Here is a 21,293-nt window from a genome sequence, read left to right on the forward strand (position 1 = left end):
GGGCGCAAGGTACGGGATCAAGCTTTGTCGAGCAAGCAACGCCACCATGTCGGGCCGGGTTCCTGCCAGTGGCGTTCCTACTCCCCAGGAGAGCAGGCGGACATGCGGCAGCGTCATTCCAGTGTGACTGACATCGAGATCATCGAGGATTTCTCGTCTACCGCGAGGTGCGACGAGGGCTTTCTCAGGGTTCGGAGGCTGCGGTGCCGCAACCGGCGCGCGGACGGTTCGTCCTCTCCCATGTACCGGGTGGATGTGGTGGACCGGCCCCGCCTGGACGCGGTGGCGGTGCTCGTCTACCGCCGCGGTGCGTCAGGCCTGGAGGTCCTGACGCGGATGAACCTCCGGCCCGCGGCGTATTTCCGGAAGGACAACCGCGGCGCGATGACCGTTCCGGACCCCGCGTCCGGCTACTTGCGTGTGGAAGAAATCGTCGCGGGGCTGCTGGAGCCGGAGGACAAGGGCGAGGACGGCCTGCGCCGTCGCGCGGCGGCGGAGGTCCACGAAGAGGCGGGCTACCCGGTGCGGCCCGAGGCCATCCAGCTGCTCGGAGGTTCGTTCTTCCTCGCGCCGGGCATCCTGTCGGAGAAGGTCTTTCCCGCGGCGGTGGACGTCACCGATGTGTCGCCCGAGGAGCCCGAAGGGGATGGCTCGCCGCTGGAGGAGGGCACGCAGCTGCAGTGGCGCCCCATCCTCGAGGTGTTGGAAGCGTGCCGGCGCGGTGACATCCCGGATGCGAAGACGGAGGTGGCCCTGACGCGGCTGCTCGCCCTTCAGCCCTGACGGGCGCGCACGGGTTTCGCACGGCCGCGTGCCGGGGTAGGGTGCGCGGCGTCCCGAAATCCACCGCAGAGGTTGCTGCATGTCGTCGCTGCCCCCCTGGCTGGCCCAGTTCCTGCCTATCCTCATCCTCCTGGGGGCCATTGGCCTCGTCCTCGCGCGCCTGCCGAAGGTGGAGCTGGGACACTCGGAGGCCTTCAAGCGCCGCCGGCTCTTCAACTGGTTCCCGCTGGGCATGACGTACGCGTTCCTCTACATGGGGCGCTACAACCTCAACGTGGCCACCAGCGCCATGGGGGACCGCACCTCCAACGCGGACTTCGGCACCATCTTCGCGTGGGGCACCGCGGTGTACGGCGTGGCCTTCCTCCTCAACGGCCCGCTGACGGACAAGCTCGGCGGCCGGAAGACCATCCTGATGTCCGCGGCCGGCTCGGCGCTGGCCAACCTGGCCATGGGCGGCGTGGTGTACGCGGTGCTGACGCGGAACTGGGCGCCGCCGGGCGGCCTGGTGGCGACGCTGTCGTTCCTCTACGCCGTCAACATGTACTTCCAGAGCTTCGGCGCGGTCTCCATCGTCAAGGTGAACGCGGCCTGGTTCCACGTGCGTGAGCGCGGCCTGCTGGGCGGCGTGTTCGGCATCCTCATTTCCCTGGGCATCTACTTCGCCTACGACTGGAGCCGGCTCATCGTGAATGCGGCGCCCACGTACTGGGCGTTCTTCGTGCCCGCGGCCATCCTCGTCGTGTTCCTGGTGGTGGACTTCTTCGTCATCCGCGACACGCCCAGCCAGGCGGGGCACGTGGACTTCGACACCGCGGACGCGTCGTCCGGGGAGACGGGGCCTCAGCTCGGCGTGGTGGACGTGCTGAAGAAGATGCTGACCAACCGGGCCATCATCATCATCCTCTGCATCGAGTTCTGCAGCGGCTTCATGCGCAACGCCATCATGCAGTGGTACCCCAAGTTCGCGAAGGCGACGGGCCTCGCGGAGACCTTCGTGGCGGCCAACTGGGGCATGCTGCTGTGCGTGGCCGGCATCACCGGCGGCATGTTCGCCGGCGTCATCAGCGACCGCGTCTTCGACTCGCGGCGCGGCCCCGTGTCCGCCGTGCTCTACGGCGGCATGTCGCTGGGCGCCGTCATCTCCGTGTTCGTGCTGGAGAACGCCTTCCTGGGCTGGACGGTCATCTTCATGTCGCTGTGTGTCATCGGCGTGCACGGCATGCTGTCCGGCACGGCGAGCATGGACTTCGGCGGGAAGAAGAACGCGGGCCTCGCGGTGGGCATCATCGACGGCGCCGTGTACGCGGGCACCGCGCTGCAGTCCGTCCTTTTGGGCTCCATCCTTCCGTCAGGGGACGAGGCGAAGCTCGCGGCCAACTGGAGCAACTGGCCCTACGCCATGCTGCCGCTGTCCTTCGTGGGCCTGCTGCTGGCCACCCAGGTGTGGAACGCCCGGCCGCAGCCGAAGTCCACGCCCGTTCCGGCCACCCTGCCGGTTCCTCCCGCGGCACCGGCCAACCGAACCGGCACTGAAGGGTGATGTCCGTGCGGCCCCAACGATGCGTGACGTTGGGGTCACTCCCGCGTGACAGGGATGTAACGTAGACTCCTGCCGTGTCCCAGTCACCCGCACCCCTGCAGAGCCGCTTCGAGGTCCATGACCGGAAGCAGTTCGAGATAAAGCTCGAGTACCAGCCCTCCGGGGCGGACGAGACACGCTACCTCGTGGAGGCGTACCTCTTCCTGCCCGGGAGCCTGAACATCGACGCGGAGACGTACCCGCGCGCGGACTTCTACGCGGACATCCACAACTACGTGCGCTTCAAAACGCCGGTGATGGCGGTGAGCGAGCTGCTCAGCTCGGAGACCTCACCGCTAGTGCGCCTGGAGGCGTGGCTGCGCACGGGGATGGGGGCGGAGAAGGACGTCGTCTACCAGGCCAAGCTGCTGTCGTGCGTGCTGCGCGGGGCGCTGCGCCGCTTCGCCACGGGCGTGGAGTCGCGCTGCGAGGGGCCGGGGGCCCTGCCCACCGACGCGTGTGCGGTGCTGGAGTCCGAGGTCCTGGCGATGCAGGACGGCGTGTCTCAGGTGCTGGAGCGCTTCCGCGCGTGGCTGCGCGCGGTGGGAGAGATGCGGCTGCAGGAGCGCTCGCGGGCCTCGCTGCGGCTGGTGGACGAGTACGTCAGCCTCCTGGTGGAGGGCGGCTTCCGGCGGGCGGTGGCGGACATGAAGTCGCTGCCGCGTGGCGAGCCCTGGCACGGACTGCGCAAGGGGCTGATGGAGGCGGTGCTGCGGGAGGAGGCGTACCGCAAGGAGCACCAGCTGCGCAGCGTGCTCAGCCCCACGGGCGACAACGAGGAGTACATCCTCCGGCTGGGCTTCCTGAAGAAGTTCTGCATGAACGTGCTGTTCCTGTCGTCGAAGCGGCGGCAGAAGCGGCAGGGCTGGGAGGAGATGCTCTTCGCGCTGGCCGCGGGCGTGGCGATGACGGTCGCCACCGCGGTGGCCTTCTGGGCGCAGGAGCGCTACGCGCAGGCCAGCCTCAACTTCTTCCTCATCCTCGTGGTGGGCTACATGGTGAAGGACCGCATCAAGGAGGGCCTGCGCCGCATGCTCAGCCGGGTGGCGGCCATGCACCTGGCGGACCGCACCACGAACCTGGTGGACCCCGTCACCGGGCGCGTCATCGGCGCGTGCGAGGAGCGCGTGGACTACGGGCCCTCGCTGAAGGTGCCGAACACGGTGTCCGCGCTGCGCCAGCAGGATGACTTCCTCACCGCCACCCAGGGCGAGCTGTCGGAGACGGTCATCCGCTACCAGAAGCAGATTGTCCTGGACGCCCGGCACCTGCCGCGCACGCAGCGGGGCCTGACGGGCGTGACGGACATCCTCCGCCTCAACGTGGAGCGCTTCCTGCGCGACATGGACGAGCCGGAGCTGGCGCTGGAGTACGTGGACCTGGCGGACCTGTCCGTGGGGCACATCCGCGGCACCAAGCGCTACCCGGTGGACATGGTGTTCCGCTTCTCCGTGGTGGAGGAGGAGAAGGAGCGCAGCCAGGAGTCCGTCCAGTTCGTGCGCCTGGTGCTGGACCGGAATGGCATCCAGCGCATGCAGCGCTTCCCGGAGCCGGGATCGGGCACGACGCCCAGCCGCCCCGGGTGGAAGACGGCGGCGTGAAGCTCCCGGCCCTGTCGCCGGGAGCCTCCGCTTGATTTCAATCTATCGCCCGATGACGTAGCCACAAGGCATGCCCGGCTTGCAATAGCCGGCAAATGCCCATAGCAATGAGCGCGGTCTGGAGTGAGGACACGACCACGAACGTGAGCTGGGGTGCGACCACCGCAGCGAGCGACGCTCGGTCATCGATGAGCCCCAGGGCCACGGTGGCCGAAAGGTATGCGGGGAGGTTCAACAGCGCCGTCCAATGGTTGATGGGGGCGGGAATTTCGTCCGTAAACATCCTCGCTCGCTCGAGCAGGGGGCCGCTGCCCGCGTCGTGCAGTTCACGGAATAGGATGACCAGATAGATCACAGTATTTGCTGAGGCGGCGGCAGCGCCGACCCATCGCGTGACGTGGGGCCTGGCGCCCCGCGCATTTCCCAATGGAGTGGGAGGCGGGGCGTGCTTCATGGTGAAGGCTCCGTGGGCAACTGCATCGTGTGGGTGCCGGAGCGTTCGCGAGAGGCTTCAAACGCGGCTCGAATCGAAGTCATTGAGGTCTCCCTATTGGCCGCACCACCATGTGCCCCCTCCGCGCTTCCGAGCGTGACGTTTGGAAACTTCTTGGAGAAGTCCTCCAGCGAGCCGTACCTACGGATGATTTGGTCGGCGAGCGACTCAGCCTTACGGTCTCCGAACATGTTGTTTCCACCGCCGATTGTGTACTGGTCGCCGACGAGGTTGACGATGATGAGATGCTCCGAGTTCTTCGCAGCGGCCTCAAGGTTGGCCATGATCCTGTCGACCCGCGCTCCGAACACGATGACGTTGTTCCACTTGACGTCGGATGCGCCCTGAGGCCCCGCCGCCGCCGTCGCTAGGATGGCCGCGTCTCCACCTAGGCTAAAACCCACAAGGTTCTTCTGGGACTGGTCCACATGGACATGGTTGGTGGCGAAGGCTTGCGCGGGCGCAGGATCCTTTCTGAACCAGCCACTTCCATGGACCTTATTGGGGACGACGGTCCGTACGTCTGGTAGGAGGGATTTAACGGTGCTTTCCAACAATGTCACGCCACTAGCATCTCCTGGACCGCCGCCGTGGAGCACCACTGTGTCGAGCCCCGACGGGTCAACGAGGTTCAGCGGCGCATTGCGGGCATAGCCGTAGAGATTGCATTCGACGGGTTTTTCACTGCAGTTTTCCAGACTTTCAAGGTAGAGTGGGTCTGGCGTCAGGAATCGATTGATTGTCGGGTCGTAGTCGCGCACACCCATGCGAATGACGCCTAGATCCGCGTCGTAGCCATGTTGAGTGTAGTCGAGCGCCGCGGCGATGTCGGGATGGGCACTTCGATTTCCGAACGGAGAGACCCACCGCGGTGTTCCATCGGTGTCAGCCAAGATGGTTCCCCGCAGGTCGGTTGCCACCATCTGGAACTGCCCGTTCTTGAGCAGGCCCACCAGTTGGCCACCGAAACGGAGTGGCTCCGTGAGTCCGGAAGCGTCCAGATAGACGCCGCCCTCAAGAAAGCCTGCCACTGGGATACCCGCGACGAGCTTGAGGATGCGCTGGCCCGTCTCATCGTAGAGGTAGTTCCACTGGCCCGGTGGGCGTGTCGCTGTGGCAATCTGTCCATTGGGGCCGTAGATGAGCGACAGGTCTCCCTTGGAGATAGTCCGCCCCAATGCGTCGAAGACATGGGGTGTTCCGCCAACCATGAGCGTATTGCCCTGGCGTGAGAAGGCCCGCGTCGCTTCTTGTTCCTCAATGAACGTGGGGAGCCCAGAGTCATCGAAGCCGTAGTTGTAGACGTGTTGTGAATCCTCGGCGCTGACGAGAAATCCCTGCGGCGAGTGGCCATATTGACGCAACAAGTGGGTATCGCCGAGTGAGAACGACTCGTGACTCATGAGGCCCCGTGAGTTCAGCCGCAATGAAGTGGAGGCGCTCCAATTGAGCCCAACCTGAGAGAGCGAAGTCACCTCTCGCGTCAATGGGTCATAACCCAACGACGCGCTCCCACCCGTAGAGAATTCAATCGTGGTTGGCAGCCCATTCTCATTGTAATCCAGGATGGCAAGCGGCTGCCCGTTCAGATACAGCTCCGAGAGCTGGCCATAGGTGTTCCAGTGCCAGGACTTGGTGTTGCTTGACTGGAGCGGTCCCTGTGGGCTCCACAGCTTCATGGTCTCGCTGCGCACGTCGCCCGTCGCTGCATAGGTGTATAACCATTCAACCGTGTGCCAGCCGTGGAACTGAAGAATTCGCCTGGAGACGAGCCCGTCTGAACGGTACTCCAGCCGCTTGGTATATCCCTCTCCCTGAATCGCTGAGACGAGTCCCAAGGTGGTGCGGAACGTCGGATGCTCAGGGCTCGTTCCGTCATGGTAATATCGGTACACGAGAGGAGCGCTGCCAGCGAAGTCCGCATGGGTTTCACTCTCGAGTCTACCTGCCGAATCGTGCGTGAATGTGACCTGCCGCTGCACGACGCCCGAGGGAGACGAGAATCGCTTGAGCAGGAGAAGACCAGAGAGTGGGTCGTAGGCGTATTCGATGTTCGCCACGCCCTCGCGAATCATCAACGAGACTCGGCCATGGTCGTCGAAGTGCGCTTGGTGCTTACTACCGTCCGGTAGTTCGACCTGGCGCATTCGCCCGAGGGCATCGTAGCGAAATGCATGGCGAACGCTGGCTTCGTCTTCACGTGCGACGAGGCGTTGTGATGCATCCAGGGTCACTTGCGTGCGGAGGGTTCCATTCTCCCATGCGGTGCGGTGGAGCAGTCCTGCATCCAACCGCAGGGACGTCGCGACCTGCTTCTCAACGCCCGCGTGAAGTGATTTTGTTGTGGCGACATCATGCCCGAAAGTGGACTTGCGTGAAAAGTCAACGAAATGCCCCCCGGAGAAAAGCCCTGCGTAGTTCAATGCAAGAATGTTCTCAGTGCTGGGCATCGTAGATCGCATAAACGTTCGCGTTTCAGCAACGGAAGTTCTTCGCTCCACGATGCCATCGAATACCCAGCCTTCGGGAATGCGTGTGGCCTCCGTGACCTGCTCGCCCGCCGCAGTGGCGAACAACACGCTGTCCTGCGCCGATCCATCCTGCTCGTCAATCAGGCTTGAGATGAAGATGGATGCTGGAGCCACCCCGGTGGCATACTGATAGCTGTAGGTCTGCTTGGGTTGGGCCTCTGAGCCAGCGAGGTTGTCCCACTCTTTCTCCAGGCGCTCCAACCCATCGTACCGGAAATAGCGTGTGTATTGCTGCGCACCGCGATCCTTCTCCAAGGACAGAATCGCATCGCTGAGGGGATGCCGTTGCGTCACGTGGGTCATCACGCCATCTGGAGTGGTGATTTCTCGCAAGATACGGGAGTCAGGCTCGTACTCGAAGTGCGTGGTGCCTCGGCCCGGTAGGGTAATTGCAGAAATCATGTAGTCGGCCGAGTAGGTGACGTGTTGCAGCGCCAGGGGCTGGCTTGGTGTGACGCTGTAGACATCCGTGGCGAGGCCGGCTGCGTTGCGCGCAATCTGGACTTCGTGACGGAAGTCGAACGTGGGATCCGTGTGGATGCCTGTGTGGCGGATGGTCTCCTCCAAGCAATGCAGCGCAGGGCCAAACCCAGGAACAGTTGCGCGTGACTTCTCGATGAGCAGTGTTCCGTGCTCATTCGTCTGCTTCACAGTGGAAGGACAGATCTCCATTGCGTAAGCTTGGTATTCCGTCTTCTCCACGGAAGCGAGGTGGCCAGCGGTGTCGGACGCCCAGCCACGCAGGTTTTCCTTGAGTTGCTTCCTGTTGACCCCGTGGAAAGGGGCATCTTCGTAATCCCATTGTTCGAATGCATAGACCCCAACCGTGAGCGGATCTCGCCGAACTTCCTTGGTCCTCAGTCCAGAATAGTCATCAGTATTGAGGAATTCGATGTCGTGCTCTTGTGTGCTGGTTGTTCGCGTTACCTTGTTGAATCCAACAAGGAATTTTCCTTGCGTATGAAGAGTGGGCTCCAGGTGATTGTACGTGAATCGAACCGTGTCATGACCGGAGGACTCTATCTCCATCGCGGAAAGCAGCGGCTGGCGCTGCCGTGCCCCAGGAGTAGCGTTACTCTGCGCATATTCGAAATGCAGCACTGTACCTTTGCCGTCATTGGCGGTGCGCATCAGTCCGGTACCAGGCGTGTCGAGAGAAATTCGATAGGCACGTGTGATGAACTGTTCCAGCCTCGTGTATGAGACCTCGACGTTGCCGCTGCCAGAGAAGTCCGCGATGACTGGGCGACTGAAGGACATGCCTACGCTTGCGAGGGCGGGCACGGAGACTTCTTGGAAGCGAGTCCCTGTATTGACTACCAGGATGGTCGCTGGACTGGAGATCCGGGTGAGGAGAATGTCCGTGAGCCCATCTCGGTTGATGTCAATGAAGTTGAGTTGAAAGTCGGAGAGATTCGTGAGGGACAGCCCTGAAAGCGTTCGGAGTTCGAATGGCTGGCCATTCTGCAGGAATGAGGCATTTCCCAATCCGAACCAGACCATGAGCCCGCCACTGTACCGGGATACGATGTCCGGGACTCCATCGCCATTGAAGTCGTGAAGCCATGAGGCATTAGGGGCGATGACGGGATGGAGCGCTCCCTGAATCGGAGCGCCGAAGGCGTAGGTACTCGCAGTACTGGTATTAGGGAGGACACGATACTCGCCGCTGCTGACGCGGACGATATCGGGCTGATGATCCCGGTTGATGTCCACCAATTTAACGTTGGCCCCGAGTTCCCAATCTCCAGGGATCGTCTGGACCGCCAAGGATTGGCCAAGACGGTTGCATACGGTGAGCGTCGTTTGCGTCCGCAATGAAGACGGTTGGAGACTTACGACCTGGTACTCGCCGTCAGCACGGAGTTGCGCAAGGTTGCGAGGCAGATTGAAGGATGACTGGGGGGCGCGGCAGGCCCATGCCGCGTCGGGCGGCCGAGGGGGGAGTGGCTCGTAAACGAATCCATCATCCCCTTGAACTAGCAGCGTGTTGCTTACGTGGTGCTCGATGTCAATTCGACCGTCCTCATTGATGTCGAGCAGGGTCCCCCGGTTGGGCTGGAGCGCGTCCGATGAAAAAGACGTGAACAGGGCATCGAGCTTGGGCACTCGTTCGAGAGACGCCATGGAAAGGCGTTCGGTAGCAAGTTGATACGTGTACGTTGATGGCGGGGCGGTTTGTCCTGACGCAAAACGCTGGACAACCGACTGAAGGTAGAACGATGGGCCAAGTTCATCTGCCTGCCAGGTGGGCTCGTGTCGCCATCGCTCCTCGAAGGAGCCTGTGACTGCATGCTTCGTTTGCGAAATGACGGCGGACACTCGTCGGTCGAGCGTCAACTCTAGACCTGAGCGAAAGTCCCGAAAGGGATGAGGCAGCAGTTCGTATTCTAGCAGGACGCGGTGCTGGAAGTCATCCCCGACGCCGCCATACGAGACCATTTTGAGGAACATTCGTCCCGAAGCGTTGGCCTCATAATCGAAGCGAGTTTTCCGCCCTGTTGCGGTGACGACTTCTTCAAGGAACCACGACCAAGTCCCGCGAGGGGTGACAATTCGGTGAGTTCCTCCGAATCTCCATCGACTCCCATCCGAGTGGTACGCGATGAGGGTGTCGCCGAGGTGCTCAAGGCGGATCATCGAATCTAGGCCGCTGGGATACCAGTAGCCGTCGTCTCCGGGCACGAACCGCCCCCAGGGACCGGCGAGCTCATCGGTGATGTAGTCGGGGCTGCCTTTCACGCGCCACCGCGTGAAGGAGAGCGCGTTTTGCCAACCTGCGCCCCACTCCGACAGTCCGTTATCCACGGCGTAGGTGGGGAAGAATGCCCCCATGGGGGCGCCGCGTTCAGTGGGGTATGAAAACGGTGCCTGGAGACTGAATGCTCCACGGCTGACATCGGCAGGACCAAACGTGACACTCGCAAGCTGGCCTGCGAGTGCTCCGCGTTGAGGCTCGCCGAGTTCTGGTGCTTGGACCTTTGCGTCCAGCGAAGAGGATGTTTGTGCAAACGCGCAGGGGGCAATCAAAAGCCCATGCAACACGAGCGCGGTTGAGAGCCGCACGTAATTCATGAAATGCCTCAAGTGTATATCGAAGGTTGTGGATTGAGAAAAGGGGACAGACAGTTGACAACTGCCCGCCCCCTCGAAGGACGCTTAGCGTCCCTTGGCTACTGCATGTCCGATTCGACGCTCAGCAGTCCCGCGCTCGTGAGCGTAGTTCCGGAGGGGCACGTCCGGAGCCACGTCATCGGCTGAGTAAGCTGCCGAGGCTCGACTTGAAATACGAGGACAAACTCGCTCACAGTATCAATGAGAGGGCCTTCGCCAGGTTGAATCGGTTCGAACAAGGCCGTCCCATCGACATCGAACTGGGTGAATGGGGAGAGGCCATTCCCTGCTCGATCAGGAAGGACTCGGGTGTCGAATTCGCTCAGTGCATCGAACGGCCCTCCATAGTTCACGGGAAGTCCTCCAAAATGCCACTCTGCGTTGTCTTGTTGATACGTCTCCAACCCCGCGAGTGTGGGAAACGCGAGTTGCGATCCGAACTGAGTAAGCGCCCGCGTTGCAAGCGCGCCGCTGAGTGCATTTCCGTCCGATCCATGGACGCGTGCGAACAGGCCCATGGCGCGGATGATCGGAGAGCTCTCGAAGCAGAGCAACTGCGCGTGTCCTCCGGAGGCCGAATAGAAATCCTCCGGTAGTACCGTGAAGGGGGCGATGCCAGTTGTCAGCAGATGGTTCCACATTTGCGCGGACCTGGAGTCACTGACCTTCCGATAAGGAGTGTCAGCTGGGGCGCCTGGACGTGGAAAGCTGAGTGCAACGAACTTTGGAGTCAGGTGGTTTGCGGCAGCCCTCGCCGAGGCGAACTTGTCTCGAATGTCGAATTCAACATCAAGGATGGATTCGGCGCGGTCCAGTGCCGGTGCCATCCAGTCCATGTCGACCAAGTGCATGAGGCGGGATCGTGCAGTTGAGTCATTTGCGATGGCTGTGATGACACTGGGGTAGCGAAGATGGATGATGGGGTAGAGGTACTGATTGAGGCCAGCTACGACTTCGCGTGTGGTGGAATCGAGTTGAGAGCCGTCCAGGTTGCGCAGGTTCCACAATGGAAGCATGCGAACCCACCGGGACTCTTCTTGGGCGGATGCCAGTTCGTCACGGAGTGCCCTGAGCTCCAAGGCCAAAATATCCTGCTCCCGCCTGACCGCGAGAATCTCCACCTGCCTCTGGAGAATAGAGAGGTCATGCTCTAGCCAGGCAGAGAACAAGCCATTGAAGGTGGTTGGAATCTTCGAAGGATCATTCACGTCGCAATTGCATTCCGCGGCAAGCCGGGCGAACGCTTGACTTCGCAGTGCTGACAGATCCTGGGGATGCAGCCTCCCTTGTCGCAGGTAATCCGGAAACTTGCTGCGAAGGTCTTCCCTCACGGCTGCCATGGCCCTGCCCAGTTGTTGGATACTGGCGGCGAGGGGTCGAGAGTGGCTGATGTTGACGGTGAGGCTGCCGGTTGCCGTGGGACCGCAACCTGTTTTGTCATTGACCACCAGGTAGAGGTCCGAGGCGCGATCGATTGCGATGGATGTGTGCGGCGCCTGGACAAGATGGATGTTCCGGATGTGGCTGCGCAATGCCTGTGTGGAATCCGGCGGACGTTCGACCTCCAAGAGCAACAGACTTCCGGCTGGAAGTTGTGGGAAGGGAGTGTTGGCTGCGCGGAGCCCGGTGGTGAATGCCGCGACACTGCGGCTTTCTGAGCCGTTCGCATTATTATCGATCTCGGTTGAGGAGCTGCGTTCACCCCAGTCCCACTTCAGGCACGCTTCGGTCTTGACATAGGCCCTGAAGGAGGCGCCCCATACATCGACAATGCTCGGGGAGCCATATGAGGCCTCCATACCTGCGCAGGTGGATGACGTCTGGTCAAACGTCCTGTAGGTGCCGTCTTCTTTCACGGACTGTTTGGAAATTGCCTGGAAATTGCTGTTTTGCAGGTTGACAAGGAACCCTTCGGGGCCCGTTAGAACTGGAACTGTCTGAGGTCCATTGGGACCTTGTTCGGTTCGGGTGACACGAATGGGTCTCGTCGTGTTCGGGTCTCCAGGCAACCTGTGGGTTCCTTGACTGATCGCACAGGTCGGTGACCACTGTCCGGTCACCGCGAGCGTAAGAAAATCACCGGCTTCTGTAGCCATCATCCAAGGTGTTGTTCCATTCGTCCTGGCAGCGATGTCAGCGATGGGAGTCTCAGGGTTGGGACTGCCTCCAGCGTAGACCGCATTGCCCGCGCTGAGCATGATGGGAGGGACGGTGTCTTGTTGGATGAGGAGATTCAAATCCGTGGTCGCGACCAATTCGTCGAAGGCTTCCATGAAGTCGCCCTGCCGCACGTTGGCTACCTCCACGTTGTTACGAAGGCCGGCAAGATCTTCCGACACAACCTTCATGTGCTCATGAAGTGCGGTGATTCGCCACATTCCGGACGTTTCAACCTGCTTGGTCTGCAGGTTTGCAAGCAGGTTCTGAATCAGTGCGGTCCGAGTCGAGGTGTACTCAGAGATCCGCTGGCTGAGGTTGTCCCGAACCCGGTCCAGTTCATCGTCAAACCATTCTTGCTCAAACGTACCGGTGTTCATTCCCCGGGAAAGCACGTTCCGATGGAGGGAGTCGAACAATCCATGCGCTTCATAGCTCGTGGTCCGGGCGTGGGCTTCCCTCAAGAGTTGAGACATTCCCAGGGCAATCTGCGGTATCTGCTCTTGATTCCAGGTTCGCAGGGGGGAGCCAGGAGGCAGTGGATTCTGGCCCAGGGCGTCTGACACCGCCGCATCCATGCGTGAGTGTTGATTCACGATGGCCTGAAAGACTGCTCTCCACTCGCTGCGGACCTTGGTCGCACTATTGAGCGCATTTTGTAGCGCTGCACCGTCATCGAGTACACTGAGAAGTTTCCAGAGCTGACTCACTTCTGTGTTCAGCTGGCCGCTGGCGCAGGTGAGATAGCGGCACGCAAGGTCGTGAGATGCACTTGCCACCCGGAGTCGATCCACCATCCCGTGAAACGCGTCGCTCATCACGGGGAGGAGGAGCGCCGATTGGACGTAGGACTCCGGGGCAAATGCGCTGAGAAGGATTTCACGGTCCACTTTCATGTAGGCTGCGGACAGATCGTCAAGGGCCTCGGGAGTGAGGGTCGTGCCGATTTGTTGCTCGCTGTCGTACGCGCCCTTCCAGAATGCACTCATCAGCACGCTCAGTTCTTCCCAGAACTGAGGCGGCGCACCCAGGTAGTTGTCGCTCGAATGGAGAACGTGGAGCGAGTGGTGGCGCCACCTCTCTATGGCAGCCAGGTTGTGGATCAATGTTTGTTGCCGTGATGCTCCGCTCGGGCCGTGAGGTGCCGCGAAGACCTTCTTCAGCAACGAGATGGAGACGTCTCGGTAGGGAACTGCGTACGGCTGAAGTCCGCATTGAGGGTCGAGCGGGGCGTTTTCGATGAAGTCGATGCATTCATCCAAGAACTGGCGAGTGACAGCTACTTGGACATGATCAAGTGCAAGTGGGTGGCAAACCGTTTCGAGGAATGAGCGGTCGTGATTGAACGTGGGGTCGCAAGTCGGGCTCACCTCGGGAACCATCAGGTCATTGCCACAGTTCGAGCGAAAACGAGCGTTGCGATAGATGCTAAGTGCATCGGCTAGATTTGCTTCAGTCAGCTCGTCACCCCGCATCTCGATGAGGCGCCGGAGTTGGGTGGCTGTGACGTTGCGCTCTGTGACGTCGGCCTTGCTATCCCTGATGAGTCGCGCGAGTCGCTGCCTAATGCAGGTGTATTTTGCATTTACATCCGAGGCGTTCTGCATCGGAAGGTTGTCGCAGGTAGTACAATGCGGAGCCAGATCAATGGCTGCTGCGGTATCGTGAGTCGTCTTGAGGGACTCCAGTGAAAGTCCTCGAGGAGAAGCTGTCCTGGCGCCGCCATTGGCAAGGCCGCATTCGCTTTCGGTTGGAGCCTCACCGTGGCTCTCATGTCGACAAATCTCGTAAATGGGGCTTGAGGTGTCGTCGCACTGGGTTGTATGTGAGATGGGACAGGGGGCTTCCGCTCTCTGGTAATAGAGTGGGACATTGAAAAGCGTGACGTAGCACTCCTGTGTGAAGCGCGCGACGTCGCCGTTTACACTAACGATGGTAATGGGGCCTTCGCTCCAGGTCGAAGTGACGGTATAATGCCATCCTCCCAGGAGTGAGTCTCTTAGCGTGCGGACGCTGGCACTGCAGCCTCCTTGATTGTCGTAGTCGTATTCGTCGAACTGCTGGCAGCCATGTCCTGGCAGGCACTCCATTACAGAGTAACGGGTTCCACTGATGACTGGGGTCTGGTTGATCGTTTCGAATCGTTCGATGCCGAATGCCGGGTCCCTACATGAGTGATAATGGGTGCATGTCTTTTGTTCGTATCCAATGAGGGGACACGCGCTTGAGTCGGTCGCGGCGTAACACGGCGAGACATAGGTCTGATACTCCCAGGAGCCCGCACAGATTTGCTGTTCATCCGGAATACTCGGGTTCTGATCCCACGAGACTTGGGCGGGAGTGCAAGTGCTAGTTGTCGCGAGTCCTAGTGGGGCGGCTGTTGTTTGTGTGGACAGTTCGACGTCGCCATCGGGAGGGGCATTCCCGCACGCCGTGAACCAAATTCCAGCAAGTGCCAAGATAATGGCGCCTGTTGTTGTGTTGTTTTTCATTGGTGTTTTGTGCTGTGGTTTCAGTGGGACGAGGTTGTGTGTAGGTGATGGATTAGGAGGTGCGAGTGGCGCGAGTGTCGGATTCGGAGGGTTGGCTGGGTGTGTTGGCGGGTTACATTGGATGGCTTTCTTTGAGGGGGTGGCGTGATGTTGTAGGAGGATCCTGGACATCACCTGATGCTGAAGGGCATCGCGTACAGGGCTGGCTGGATCATGTGAGCTACGGGAGGGCCGCGGAGCATTGTTCGTTGGATGGAGCCCCCTGGCGTCCGACTTGACTCGGCAGCCGGGGCGCCTTGTAGTGCATTCGTAGTGTAGCGTCGAGTAGAGACGGGAAGTTGGCCCCAGCCAGTCAATGTGAGTGTGTATTCTGCGGGGGAGCCTTGGCTAATGCGAAAGTCGTGCCTTGCTGGTCCGTGCGCGTCGCTTACATTAGATCGAGAGACCTGCAGCAATGACTTGAGTCTTCCGAACCCAGTTCCGGTGCGCACAGCCCTTTGGGCTTTGCCGGGCCAATTCGATACGGTGGGTCAGTGAGGACTGCGTACTCAAATTTCCAGCACTGCTGCGCGCTTGGGACGAGAGAAATGCGCTGTCAGCGGCTGATAGTTGAGGGGAGGGGAGGGTGGCTCATGTCTTCCCATTGCCCGTCTCAAAGAAGCTTCATTGGTCTCCAAGGGGAATCAGCGCATACAGGTTGATGGCATCTGGTTCTTTGCTGGAGCGCCGTCCCTTCAGCGGGATAGGGGTCCCGCGAATGAGACACTGAGTGGCTAAAAGGATAGACGGAAAACCGTGAAATGACGGGCCGAGCAAAAAGCTGATTGACGGCGTTGTTCATCCGTGCATGGCTGGTCCGTAAGATGGGCGGGCGGGCTGTGGCCGGCACTTCGATGTGCTTGACTCATTCCCGCTTTGATGAGCGAGGAATCCCCTAGGAGCCACTCAAGTGGGTAGAGGGCATGCGACCTTCTCTCCCTGAAGCTTGACCACACAGGTAATCTCCCCGCGCACATGGCTTACGACGACTTCAAGAAGCGCATCCGCGACGACTGGCGAGACACCCTGCGTTCCATCCTGGAGCGCGCCCGCTCCGTGGGCCCTTCCGCCGTCCTGGCGTTCGACCTGGACTCCACCCTGTTCGACAACCGGCCCCGGCAGGCCCGCATCCTCCGCGAGTTCGGTGCCGCCCGCTCGCTAGCGGTGCTGGCGGCCTGCGAGCCCCACCACTGGGTGACGGGCTGGGACATGAAGGAGGCCATGCGCGCCTGCGGCCTGGAGGACGCCCTGGTGGAGGCCTACTTCGCGGACGCCCGCCGCTTCTGGGCCGAGCGCTTCTTCACCAGCGACTACTGCATGGACGACATCGCCATCGACGGCGCGGCCCGCTTCACCCACGACGTGGTGGCCACCGGCGCGCGGCTCGTCTACGTGACGGGCCGCCACGAGGGCATGCGGGAGGGCTCCGTGTCCTGCATGCGCCGCCACGGCCTGGCGCTCCCGGATGACGAGCGGGTGCTGCTCCTGATGAAGCCCACGCTGGCCGAGGACGACGACGCCTTCAAGCGGGAGGCCCACGCGAAGCTGGGCCGGCTGGGGAGCGTGGTGGCCGCCTTCGACAACGAGCCCACGCACGCGAACGACTACCGACGGAAGTTCCCAGACGCCACCGTCATCCATCTGGCCACGGACCATTCGGGCCGGCCCGTGGAGCTGCTCGACGGCGTCATCTCCGTCCCGCACTTCGCGCTGGAGTCCTGACGCACCGCGCCTGAAAAAGGCCCGTTCGTGTCGGGGTTTGAAAGGCTTTGAAGTCCCACTGCCGCGCGCTATTGAGTCGCTCGGCGTCCGCCGCCCCGGGAGTCCCGTGGGCGGCCTGCATGGAGGCATTCCGCGGTGGCCAGCCCGTACTCGAAAGAACTGCTGTTGGACATGTACCGGAAGATGTACCTCATCCGCCGCTTCGAGGAGCGCGCGGGTCAGCAGTACACGCTGGGGAAGATCGCCGGCTTCTGCCACCTCTACATCGGCCAGGAGGCCGTGGCGGTGGGGCCGGCGGAGGCCCTCCGGCCGGATGACTACATGCTCAGTGCGTACCGCGACCACGGCCAGCCGCTGGCCCGTGGCAGCGACGCGGGCATGGTCATGGCCGAGCTGATGGGCCGGGGCACCGGCTACAGCAAGGGCAAGGGTGGCTCGATGCACATCTTCGATATCGAGCACCACTTCTATGGCGGCTACGGCATCGTCGGCGGCCAGATTCCCCTGGCGGCGGGCATGGCCTTCGCCAGCCGCTATCGCAACGAGGACCGCGTCACGGTCTGCTACTTCGGCGACGCGGCGGCCAACCAGGGCTCCTTCCACGAGACGCTCAACATGGCGTCCAAGTGGAAGCTCCCGGTCATCTACATCTGCGAGAACAACCGCTACGGCATGGGCACGGCCATCTCCCGCACGTCGGCGGTGCCGGAAATCTACAAGCGCGCCAGCGCCTATGACATGCGCGGCGAGCCGGTGGACGGCATGGACGTGCTGACCATGTACGAGGCCGTCAAGGACGCCGCCGAGTACTGCCGCGCCGGCAAGGGCCCCGTGCTGCTGGAGGCGAACACGTACCGCTTCCGCGGTCACTCCATGGCCGACCCTGCGACCTACCGCACCAAGCAGGAGGTGGAGGACGAGCGGAAGAACGACCCGATTCCGAAGCTGCGCGCCTACATCCTGAAGCAGGGCCTGGCCCAGGACGACGTGTTCGAGGCCATCGAGGACGAGGTCAAGGCGCTGGTGGACCAGGCGGTGAAGTTCGCCGACGAGTCGCCCGAGCCCAGCCTGGAAGAGCTGTGGCGCGACACCATCGTCGAGGAGGGCGAGGAGGACGTGCGCCCCCGCGAGCGCGTGCTGGGCATGAAGGTGAACTGGCCGAAGTACCCCAGTGGCCAGGAGCTGAAGGTGACGTGGGACCTGGAGCCGCGCGAGCAGGCCGAGGCCGCCGACAAGAAGGCGGGCCTCATCCGCTAGGCGCCGCGCTGACCTGTCGACCAACCCTTTTTTGATTTCGAGTCGGAGCCGACGATGCCCGAGTTGATGTACCGCGAGGCGCTGAACCAGGCACTCGCCGAGGAAATGGAGCGCGACGCCAACGTCTACCTCATTGGCGAGGAGGTGGGCCGCTACAACGGCGCCTTCAAGGTGTCGCAGGGACTGCTGGACCGGTTCGGGAGCGCGCGCATCATCGACGCGCCCATCTCCGAGCTGGGCTTCACCGGCCTGAGCGTGGGCGCCGCCATGGTGGGCTTGCGTCCGGTGGTGGAGATGATGACCTGGAACTTCGCGATTCTCGCGATGGACCAGATTGTCAACAACGCCGCCAAGCTGCGGCACATGTCCGGCGGCCAGCTGCGCTGCCCCATCGTGTTCCGTGGTCCGGGCGGCGCGGGTGGCCGTCTGTCCAGCCAGCACAGCCAGGCGCTGGAGGCCAACTACGCCCACTTCCCCGGCCTGAAGGTGATTGCGCCCGCCACGCCCGCGGACGCCAAGGGCATGCTCAAGGCGGCCATCCGGGACGACAACCCGGTGGTCATGTTCGAGGGCGAGCGGCTCTACGCCATCAAGGGTGAGGTGCCGGAAGGCGAGCACATCGTCCCGCTCGGCAAGGCGGACGTGAAGCGCGAGGGCACGGACGTCACCATCATCACCTGGAGCCGCATGTATTACTTCTGCATGCAGGCGGCCGAGGAGTTGGCGAAGGAGGGCATCAGCGCGGAGGTCCTGGACCTGCGCACGCTGCGGCCCCTGGACGAGGAGGCCATCCTGGCGAGCGTGGCGAAGACGAACCGCGTCGTCATCGTGGAGGAGGGCTGGGCGCTCGCTGGCGTGGGCGCCTCCGTGGTGGACCTCATCCAGTCGAAGGCGTTCGACGACCTGGACGCGCCGGTGGAGCGCGTCACGGGGCTCGACGTGAACATGTCCTACGCGGCGAACCTGGAGAACGCGACGCAGCCGGATGCACCCAAGATCATCGCCGCGGTGAAGAAGGTGCTGTACCGCGAGGGAGCCTGAACGCGTATGGCCATTCCCATCCAGATGCCGAGCCTGTCCCCGACGATGACGGAGGGGAAGATCGTCAAGTGGCTCAAGAAGCAGGGGGACAAGGTGTCCTCCGGCGAGGCCGTCGCCGAGGTGGAGACGGACAAGTCCAACCTCGAAATCGAGGCCTACGACGACGGCTACCTGCTGCAGGTGCTCGTCGGCGAGGGCGAGATGGCCAAGGTGGGCGCGCCCATCGCCTTCATTGGCGCCAAGGGTGAGAAGGTGGACGCCGGCGCTGCCGCCGCGCCCGCCGCCGCGAAGCCCTCCGAGGAGAAGCCCCAGCCGGCCCCCGCGCCGCAGGCCGCCGCCGTGCAGCCGCCGTCCGCACCGCCGCCGTCAGGCGGGGACAACCGCATCGCCATCCAGATGCCGAGCCTGTCCCCGACGATGACGGAGGGGAAGATCGTCAAGTGGCTCAAGAAGCAGGGGGACAAGGTGTCCTCCGGCGAGGCTGTCGCCGAGGTGGAGACGGACAAGTCCAACCTCGAAATCGAGGCCTACGACGACGGCACCCTGGCGGAGATCCTCGTCGGGGAGAACCAGATGGCCAAGGTGGGCGCGCCCATCGCGTACCTCACCGGCAAGGGCGCCAAGGCGGCGCCGGCGGCTCCCGCTCCGAAGCCCGCGGCGCCTGTCCCGGCGGCTCCGGCGGCTGCCCCGAAGCCGGCCGCCGCGCCTGCTCCCGAGCCCGTGGCGAAGCCGGCCCAGGCCGGAGGACGTCGCGTGCGCGCCAGTCCCGTGGCGAAGAAGATGGCTCGCGAGAAGGGCCTGGACCTCGCGCAGGTGAGTGGCTCCGGTCCCTCGGGCCGCGTGGTGAAGCGCGACATCGAGGAGGCGCTGACGCGCGGCCCGGTGGCGGCGCCCGCGGCGAAGAAGGCGCCGGCGGCTCCCCCCGCGCCGGGCGTGCGTCCCGAGCCGACCGTCGTGCCCCTGACGTCCATGCGCAAGGTCATCGCGCAGCGGATGACGGAGGTGAAGCCCGGCGTGCCTCACTTCTACCTCACCATCGAGGTGGACATGGAGGCGGCGTCGAAGGTGCGCGAAGAGGCGAAGGCGATGGACCTCAAGGTCTCCGTCAACGACCTCATCGTGAAGGCCGTGGCCATGGCGGTGCGCCGCTACCCGAAGATCAACGTCTCGCTGCAGGGCGACAAGGTCGTCCAGTTCCACAGCGTGGACGTGGGCATCGCGGTGGCGCTGGAAGAGGGCCTCATCACCCCCGTCCTCCGGGACGCGGACCAGAAGGGCCTGCAGGCCATCGCCACGGGCGTCCGTGAGCTGGCCGAGCGCGCCCGCAAGCGGGCCCTCAAGCCGGAGGAGTACACCGGCGGCTCCATCACCGTCAGCAACCTGGGCATGTACGGCATCGACCAGTTCGTGGCCGTCATCAACCCGCCGCAGGCCTCCATCCTCGCCGTGGGCGCGGTGACGGAGAAGGCCGTGGTGCGGGACGGTCAGCTGGCGGTCCGGAAGATGATGACGGCGACGCTGTCATGCGACCACCGCGTCATCGACGGAGCCATTGGCGCCGAGTTCCTGCGCGAACTGCGCGGGCTGCTCGAGCACCCCACGCGGCTGCTCTTCTAGAAGGGCCTGGTGCCCCGCTCCTAGAAGGGCCTGGTGCCCCGCTCCGCGCGTCCCTGTCCGGGGCCGCGCGGAGGCGGGGCAGGGGCCGCTACTTTCGCGTCGGCCCCTTGTGGCCGTGCGCCTCCTGCTCCAGCTTGCGTTGCGTTTCCGTCACGCTCGCCTGCCGCTCGCGCGGCGTTCCGGTCGGCAGCTCGTTCTCCTCGTCATCCGAGCGGCCGCGGATTCCAGGCCACGGCTCCGGTCGGGTGCCCTCCACATGCTCGATTCGCTCCGCGTAACCGTTATCTCCGGCCGCGTTGCGCTTCGTTTCCTCGGATTTGTCCTTGGTGTTCGCCATGTCGCGTCCTCCTGCGCGGGTGCTCTCTGGCACGCTTCGTGGCGGTAACGGTGGGACGTGTGCCGCGGCATGACCACCCGCGGGCAGGCGGCATGGCTCGTTTCCCTGCCTGCCCGGCGAGCTCGAAAAAAATGACGGCAGCCGTCCAGGTTCGCTGCTTAACTTCGTTCCAATGAACGACGACATGACACGCGAGCGGCTTGCCCAAGGTGTGTCGGAGTTGGAGTCGCGCGTAGGTCCACCGCTGCCGCTCGCCGAATCGCTGCACAAGGCGCTCGAAGGCGCGGTGTTCCCGCTCTCCGCGCGGCAGTTGACCTGGGTCGCCCGTGAGAACGAGGCCTCGGCCATGGTGCTCTCGCTGCTGGGGTCGCTCCCGAGGGCGAGCTTTGGCTCCGTGGACGCCGTGGCCCGTGCCCTCGAGGGTGACCTGGACGCGGCCGATGCGCCGCAGCCCGCTTCTGCGCGCTGAGAAAAAACAGGTGGGGTCACCGCCTACCGAGAGGCGCGACGCGTCAGGCGCTCGCCCT

12 protein-coding genes are annotated in these 21,293 nt (G+C 62.9%); 8 read left to right on the forward strand and 4 right to left on the reverse strand.

Annotated elements, in window-relative coordinates; genetic code table 11:
* The first annotated feature begins 102 nt into the window (after window positions 1-102).
* From VZL07_RS28230 to VZL07_RS28240, 3 genes are all read left to right on the forward strand, one after another.
* On the forward strand, window positions 103-783 hold the full coding sequence (locus VZL07_RS28230; RefSeq protein ID WP_426750911.1) for an NUDIX hydrolase: 681 nt from the start codon (window positions 103-105) through the stop codon (window positions 781-783).
* A 79-nt stretch (window positions 784-862) separates the two neighbouring features.
* On the forward strand, window positions 863-2,326 hold the full coding sequence (locus VZL07_RS28235; RefSeq protein WP_426750912.1) for an MFS transporter: 1,464 nt from the start codon (window positions 863-865) through the stop codon (window positions 2,324-2,326).
* A 74-nt stretch (window positions 2,327-2,400) separates the two neighbouring features.
* Window positions 2,401-3,966 carry a hypothetical protein gene (locus tag VZL07_RS28240; RefSeq protein WP_426750913.1) on the forward strand — a complete coding sequence of 522 codons (1,566 nt, stop codon included), beginning with the start codon at window positions 2,401-2,403 and terminating at the stop codon, window positions 3,964-3,966.
* A gap of 37 nt (window positions 3,967-4,003) precedes the next feature.
* Here VZL07_RS28240 and VZL07_RS28245 read toward each other — a convergent pair whose 3' ends face one another.
* From VZL07_RS28245 to VZL07_RS28255, 3 genes are all read right to left on the reverse strand, one after another.
* Window positions 4,004-4,420, reverse strand: a complete 417-nt coding sequence (locus VZL07_RS28245) for a hypothetical protein (RefSeq protein WP_426750915.1) — start codon at window positions 4,418-4,420, stop codon at window positions 4,004-4,006.
* Window positions 4,417-10,065, reverse strand: coding sequence for an RHS repeat-associated core domain-containing protein (locus VZL07_RS28250; RefSeq protein WP_426750917.1), 5,649 nt, complete (start codon window positions 10,063-10,065; stop codon window positions 4,417-4,419). Before VZL07_RS28250 ends, VZL07_RS28245 begins: the two co-directional genes overlap by 4 nt.
* A gap of 98 nt (window positions 10,066-10,163) precedes the next feature.
* Window positions 10,164-14,753 carry a seawater-induced protein 61-2 gene (locus VZL07_RS28255; protein ID WP_426750919.1) on the reverse strand — a complete coding sequence of 1,530 codons (4,590 nt, stop codon included), beginning with the start codon at window positions 14,751-14,753 and terminating at the stop codon, window positions 10,164-10,166.
* A 1,014-nt stretch (window positions 14,754-15,767) separates the two neighbouring features.
* Here VZL07_RS28255 and VZL07_RS28260 point away from each other — a divergent pair.
* From VZL07_RS28260 to VZL07_RS28275, 4 genes are all read left to right on the forward strand, one after another.
* Window positions 15,768-16,514 (forward strand): hypothetical protein, encoded by a 747-nt coding sequence (locus VZL07_RS28260; RefSeq protein ID WP_426750922.1) that lies wholly within the window; start codon window positions 15,768-15,770, stop codon window positions 16,512-16,514.
* 135 nt (window positions 16,515-16,649) lie between these two features.
* Window positions 16,650-17,771 (forward strand): pyruvate dehydrogenase (acetyl-transferring) E1 component subunit alpha, encoded by a 1,122-nt coding sequence (gene pdhA / locus VZL07_RS28265; protein WP_426750925.1) that lies wholly within the window; start codon window positions 16,650-16,652, stop codon window positions 17,769-17,771.
* Window positions 17,772-17,825: 54 nt separating this feature from the next.
* The gene (locus VZL07_RS28270; protein ID WP_426750927.1) at window positions 17,826-18,812 is read left to right on the forward strand and encodes a pyruvate dehydrogenase complex E1 component subunit beta; all 987 of its coding nucleotides are present in this window, start codon (window positions 17,826-17,828) and stop codon (window positions 18,810-18,812) included.
* A gap of 6 nt (window positions 18,813-18,818) precedes the next feature.
* Window positions 18,819-20,429 (forward strand): pyruvate dehydrogenase complex dihydrolipoamide acetyltransferase, encoded by a 1,611-nt coding sequence (locus VZL07_RS28275; protein ID WP_426750929.1) that lies wholly within the window; start codon window positions 18,819-18,821, stop codon window positions 20,427-20,429.
* Window positions 20,430-20,517: 88 nt separating this feature from the next.
* Here the strand turns inward: VZL07_RS28275 and VZL07_RS28280 are convergent, their stop codons facing one another.
* Window positions 20,518-20,766 (reverse strand): hypothetical protein, encoded by a 249-nt coding sequence (locus tag VZL07_RS28280; protein WP_426750932.1) that lies wholly within the window; start codon window positions 20,764-20,766, stop codon window positions 20,518-20,520.
* 184 nt (window positions 20,767-20,950) lie between these two features.
* Here VZL07_RS28280 and VZL07_RS28285 point away from each other — a divergent pair, with 184 nt between their 5' ends.
* Complete coding sequence (locus tag VZL07_RS28285; RefSeq protein WP_426750934.1) at window positions 20,951-21,235, forward strand: DUF2795 domain-containing protein; 285 nt, start codon at window positions 20,951-20,953, stop codon at window positions 21,233-21,235.
* The last annotated feature ends 58 nt before the right edge of the window (window positions 21,236-21,293 follow it).

It is taken from the genome of Pseudomyxococcus flavus, assembly GCF_050038885.1.
In the GTDB taxonomy this organism is placed as follows: Bacteria; Myxococcota; Myxococcia; order Myxococcales; family Myxococcaceae; genus Myxococcus; species Myxococcus flavus.

What these genes read in the sequence shown, in the direction of transcription:
- VZL07_RS28230 (WP_426750911.1), top strand. Translation starts at nt 103, where the DNA reads ATGCGGCAGCGTCATTCCAGTGTGACTGACATCGAGATCATCGAGGAT.
- VZL07_RS28235 (WP_426750912.1), top strand. Translation starts at nt 863, where the DNA reads ATGTCGTCGCTGCCCCCCTGGCTGGCCCAGTTCCTGCCTATCCTCATC.
- VZL07_RS28245 (WP_426750915.1), bottom strand. Translation starts at nt 4,420, where the DNA reads ATGAAGCACGCCCCGCCTCCCACTCCATTGGGAAATGCGCGGGGCGCC.
- VZL07_RS28250 (WP_426750917.1), bottom strand. Translation starts at nt 10,065, where the DNA reads ATGAATTACGTGCGGCTCTCAACCGCGCTCGTGTTGCATGGGCTTTTG.
- VZL07_RS28255 (WP_426750919.1), bottom strand. Translation starts at nt 14,753, where the DNA reads ATGAAAAACAACACAACAACAGGCGCCATTATCTTGGCACTTGCTGGA.
- VZL07_RS28260 (WP_426750922.1), top strand. Translation starts at nt 15,768, where the DNA reads ATGGCTTACGACGACTTCAAGAAGCGCATCCGCGACGACTGGCGAGAC.
- VZL07_RS28270 (WP_426750927.1), top strand. Translation starts at nt 17,826, where the DNA reads ATGCCCGAGTTGATGTACCGCGAGGCGCTGAACCAGGCACTCGCCGAG.
- VZL07_RS28275 (WP_426750929.1), top strand. Translation starts at nt 18,819, where the DNA reads ATGGCCATTCCCATCCAGATGCCGAGCCTGTCCCCGACGATGACGGAG.
- VZL07_RS28280 (WP_426750932.1), bottom strand. Translation starts at nt 20,766, where the DNA reads ATGGCGAACACCAAGGACAAATCCGAGGAAACGAAGCGCAACGCGGCC.
- VZL07_RS28285 (WP_426750934.1), top strand. Translation starts at nt 20,951, where the DNA reads ATGACACGCGAGCGGCTTGCCCAAGGTGTGTCGGAGTTGGAGTCGCGC.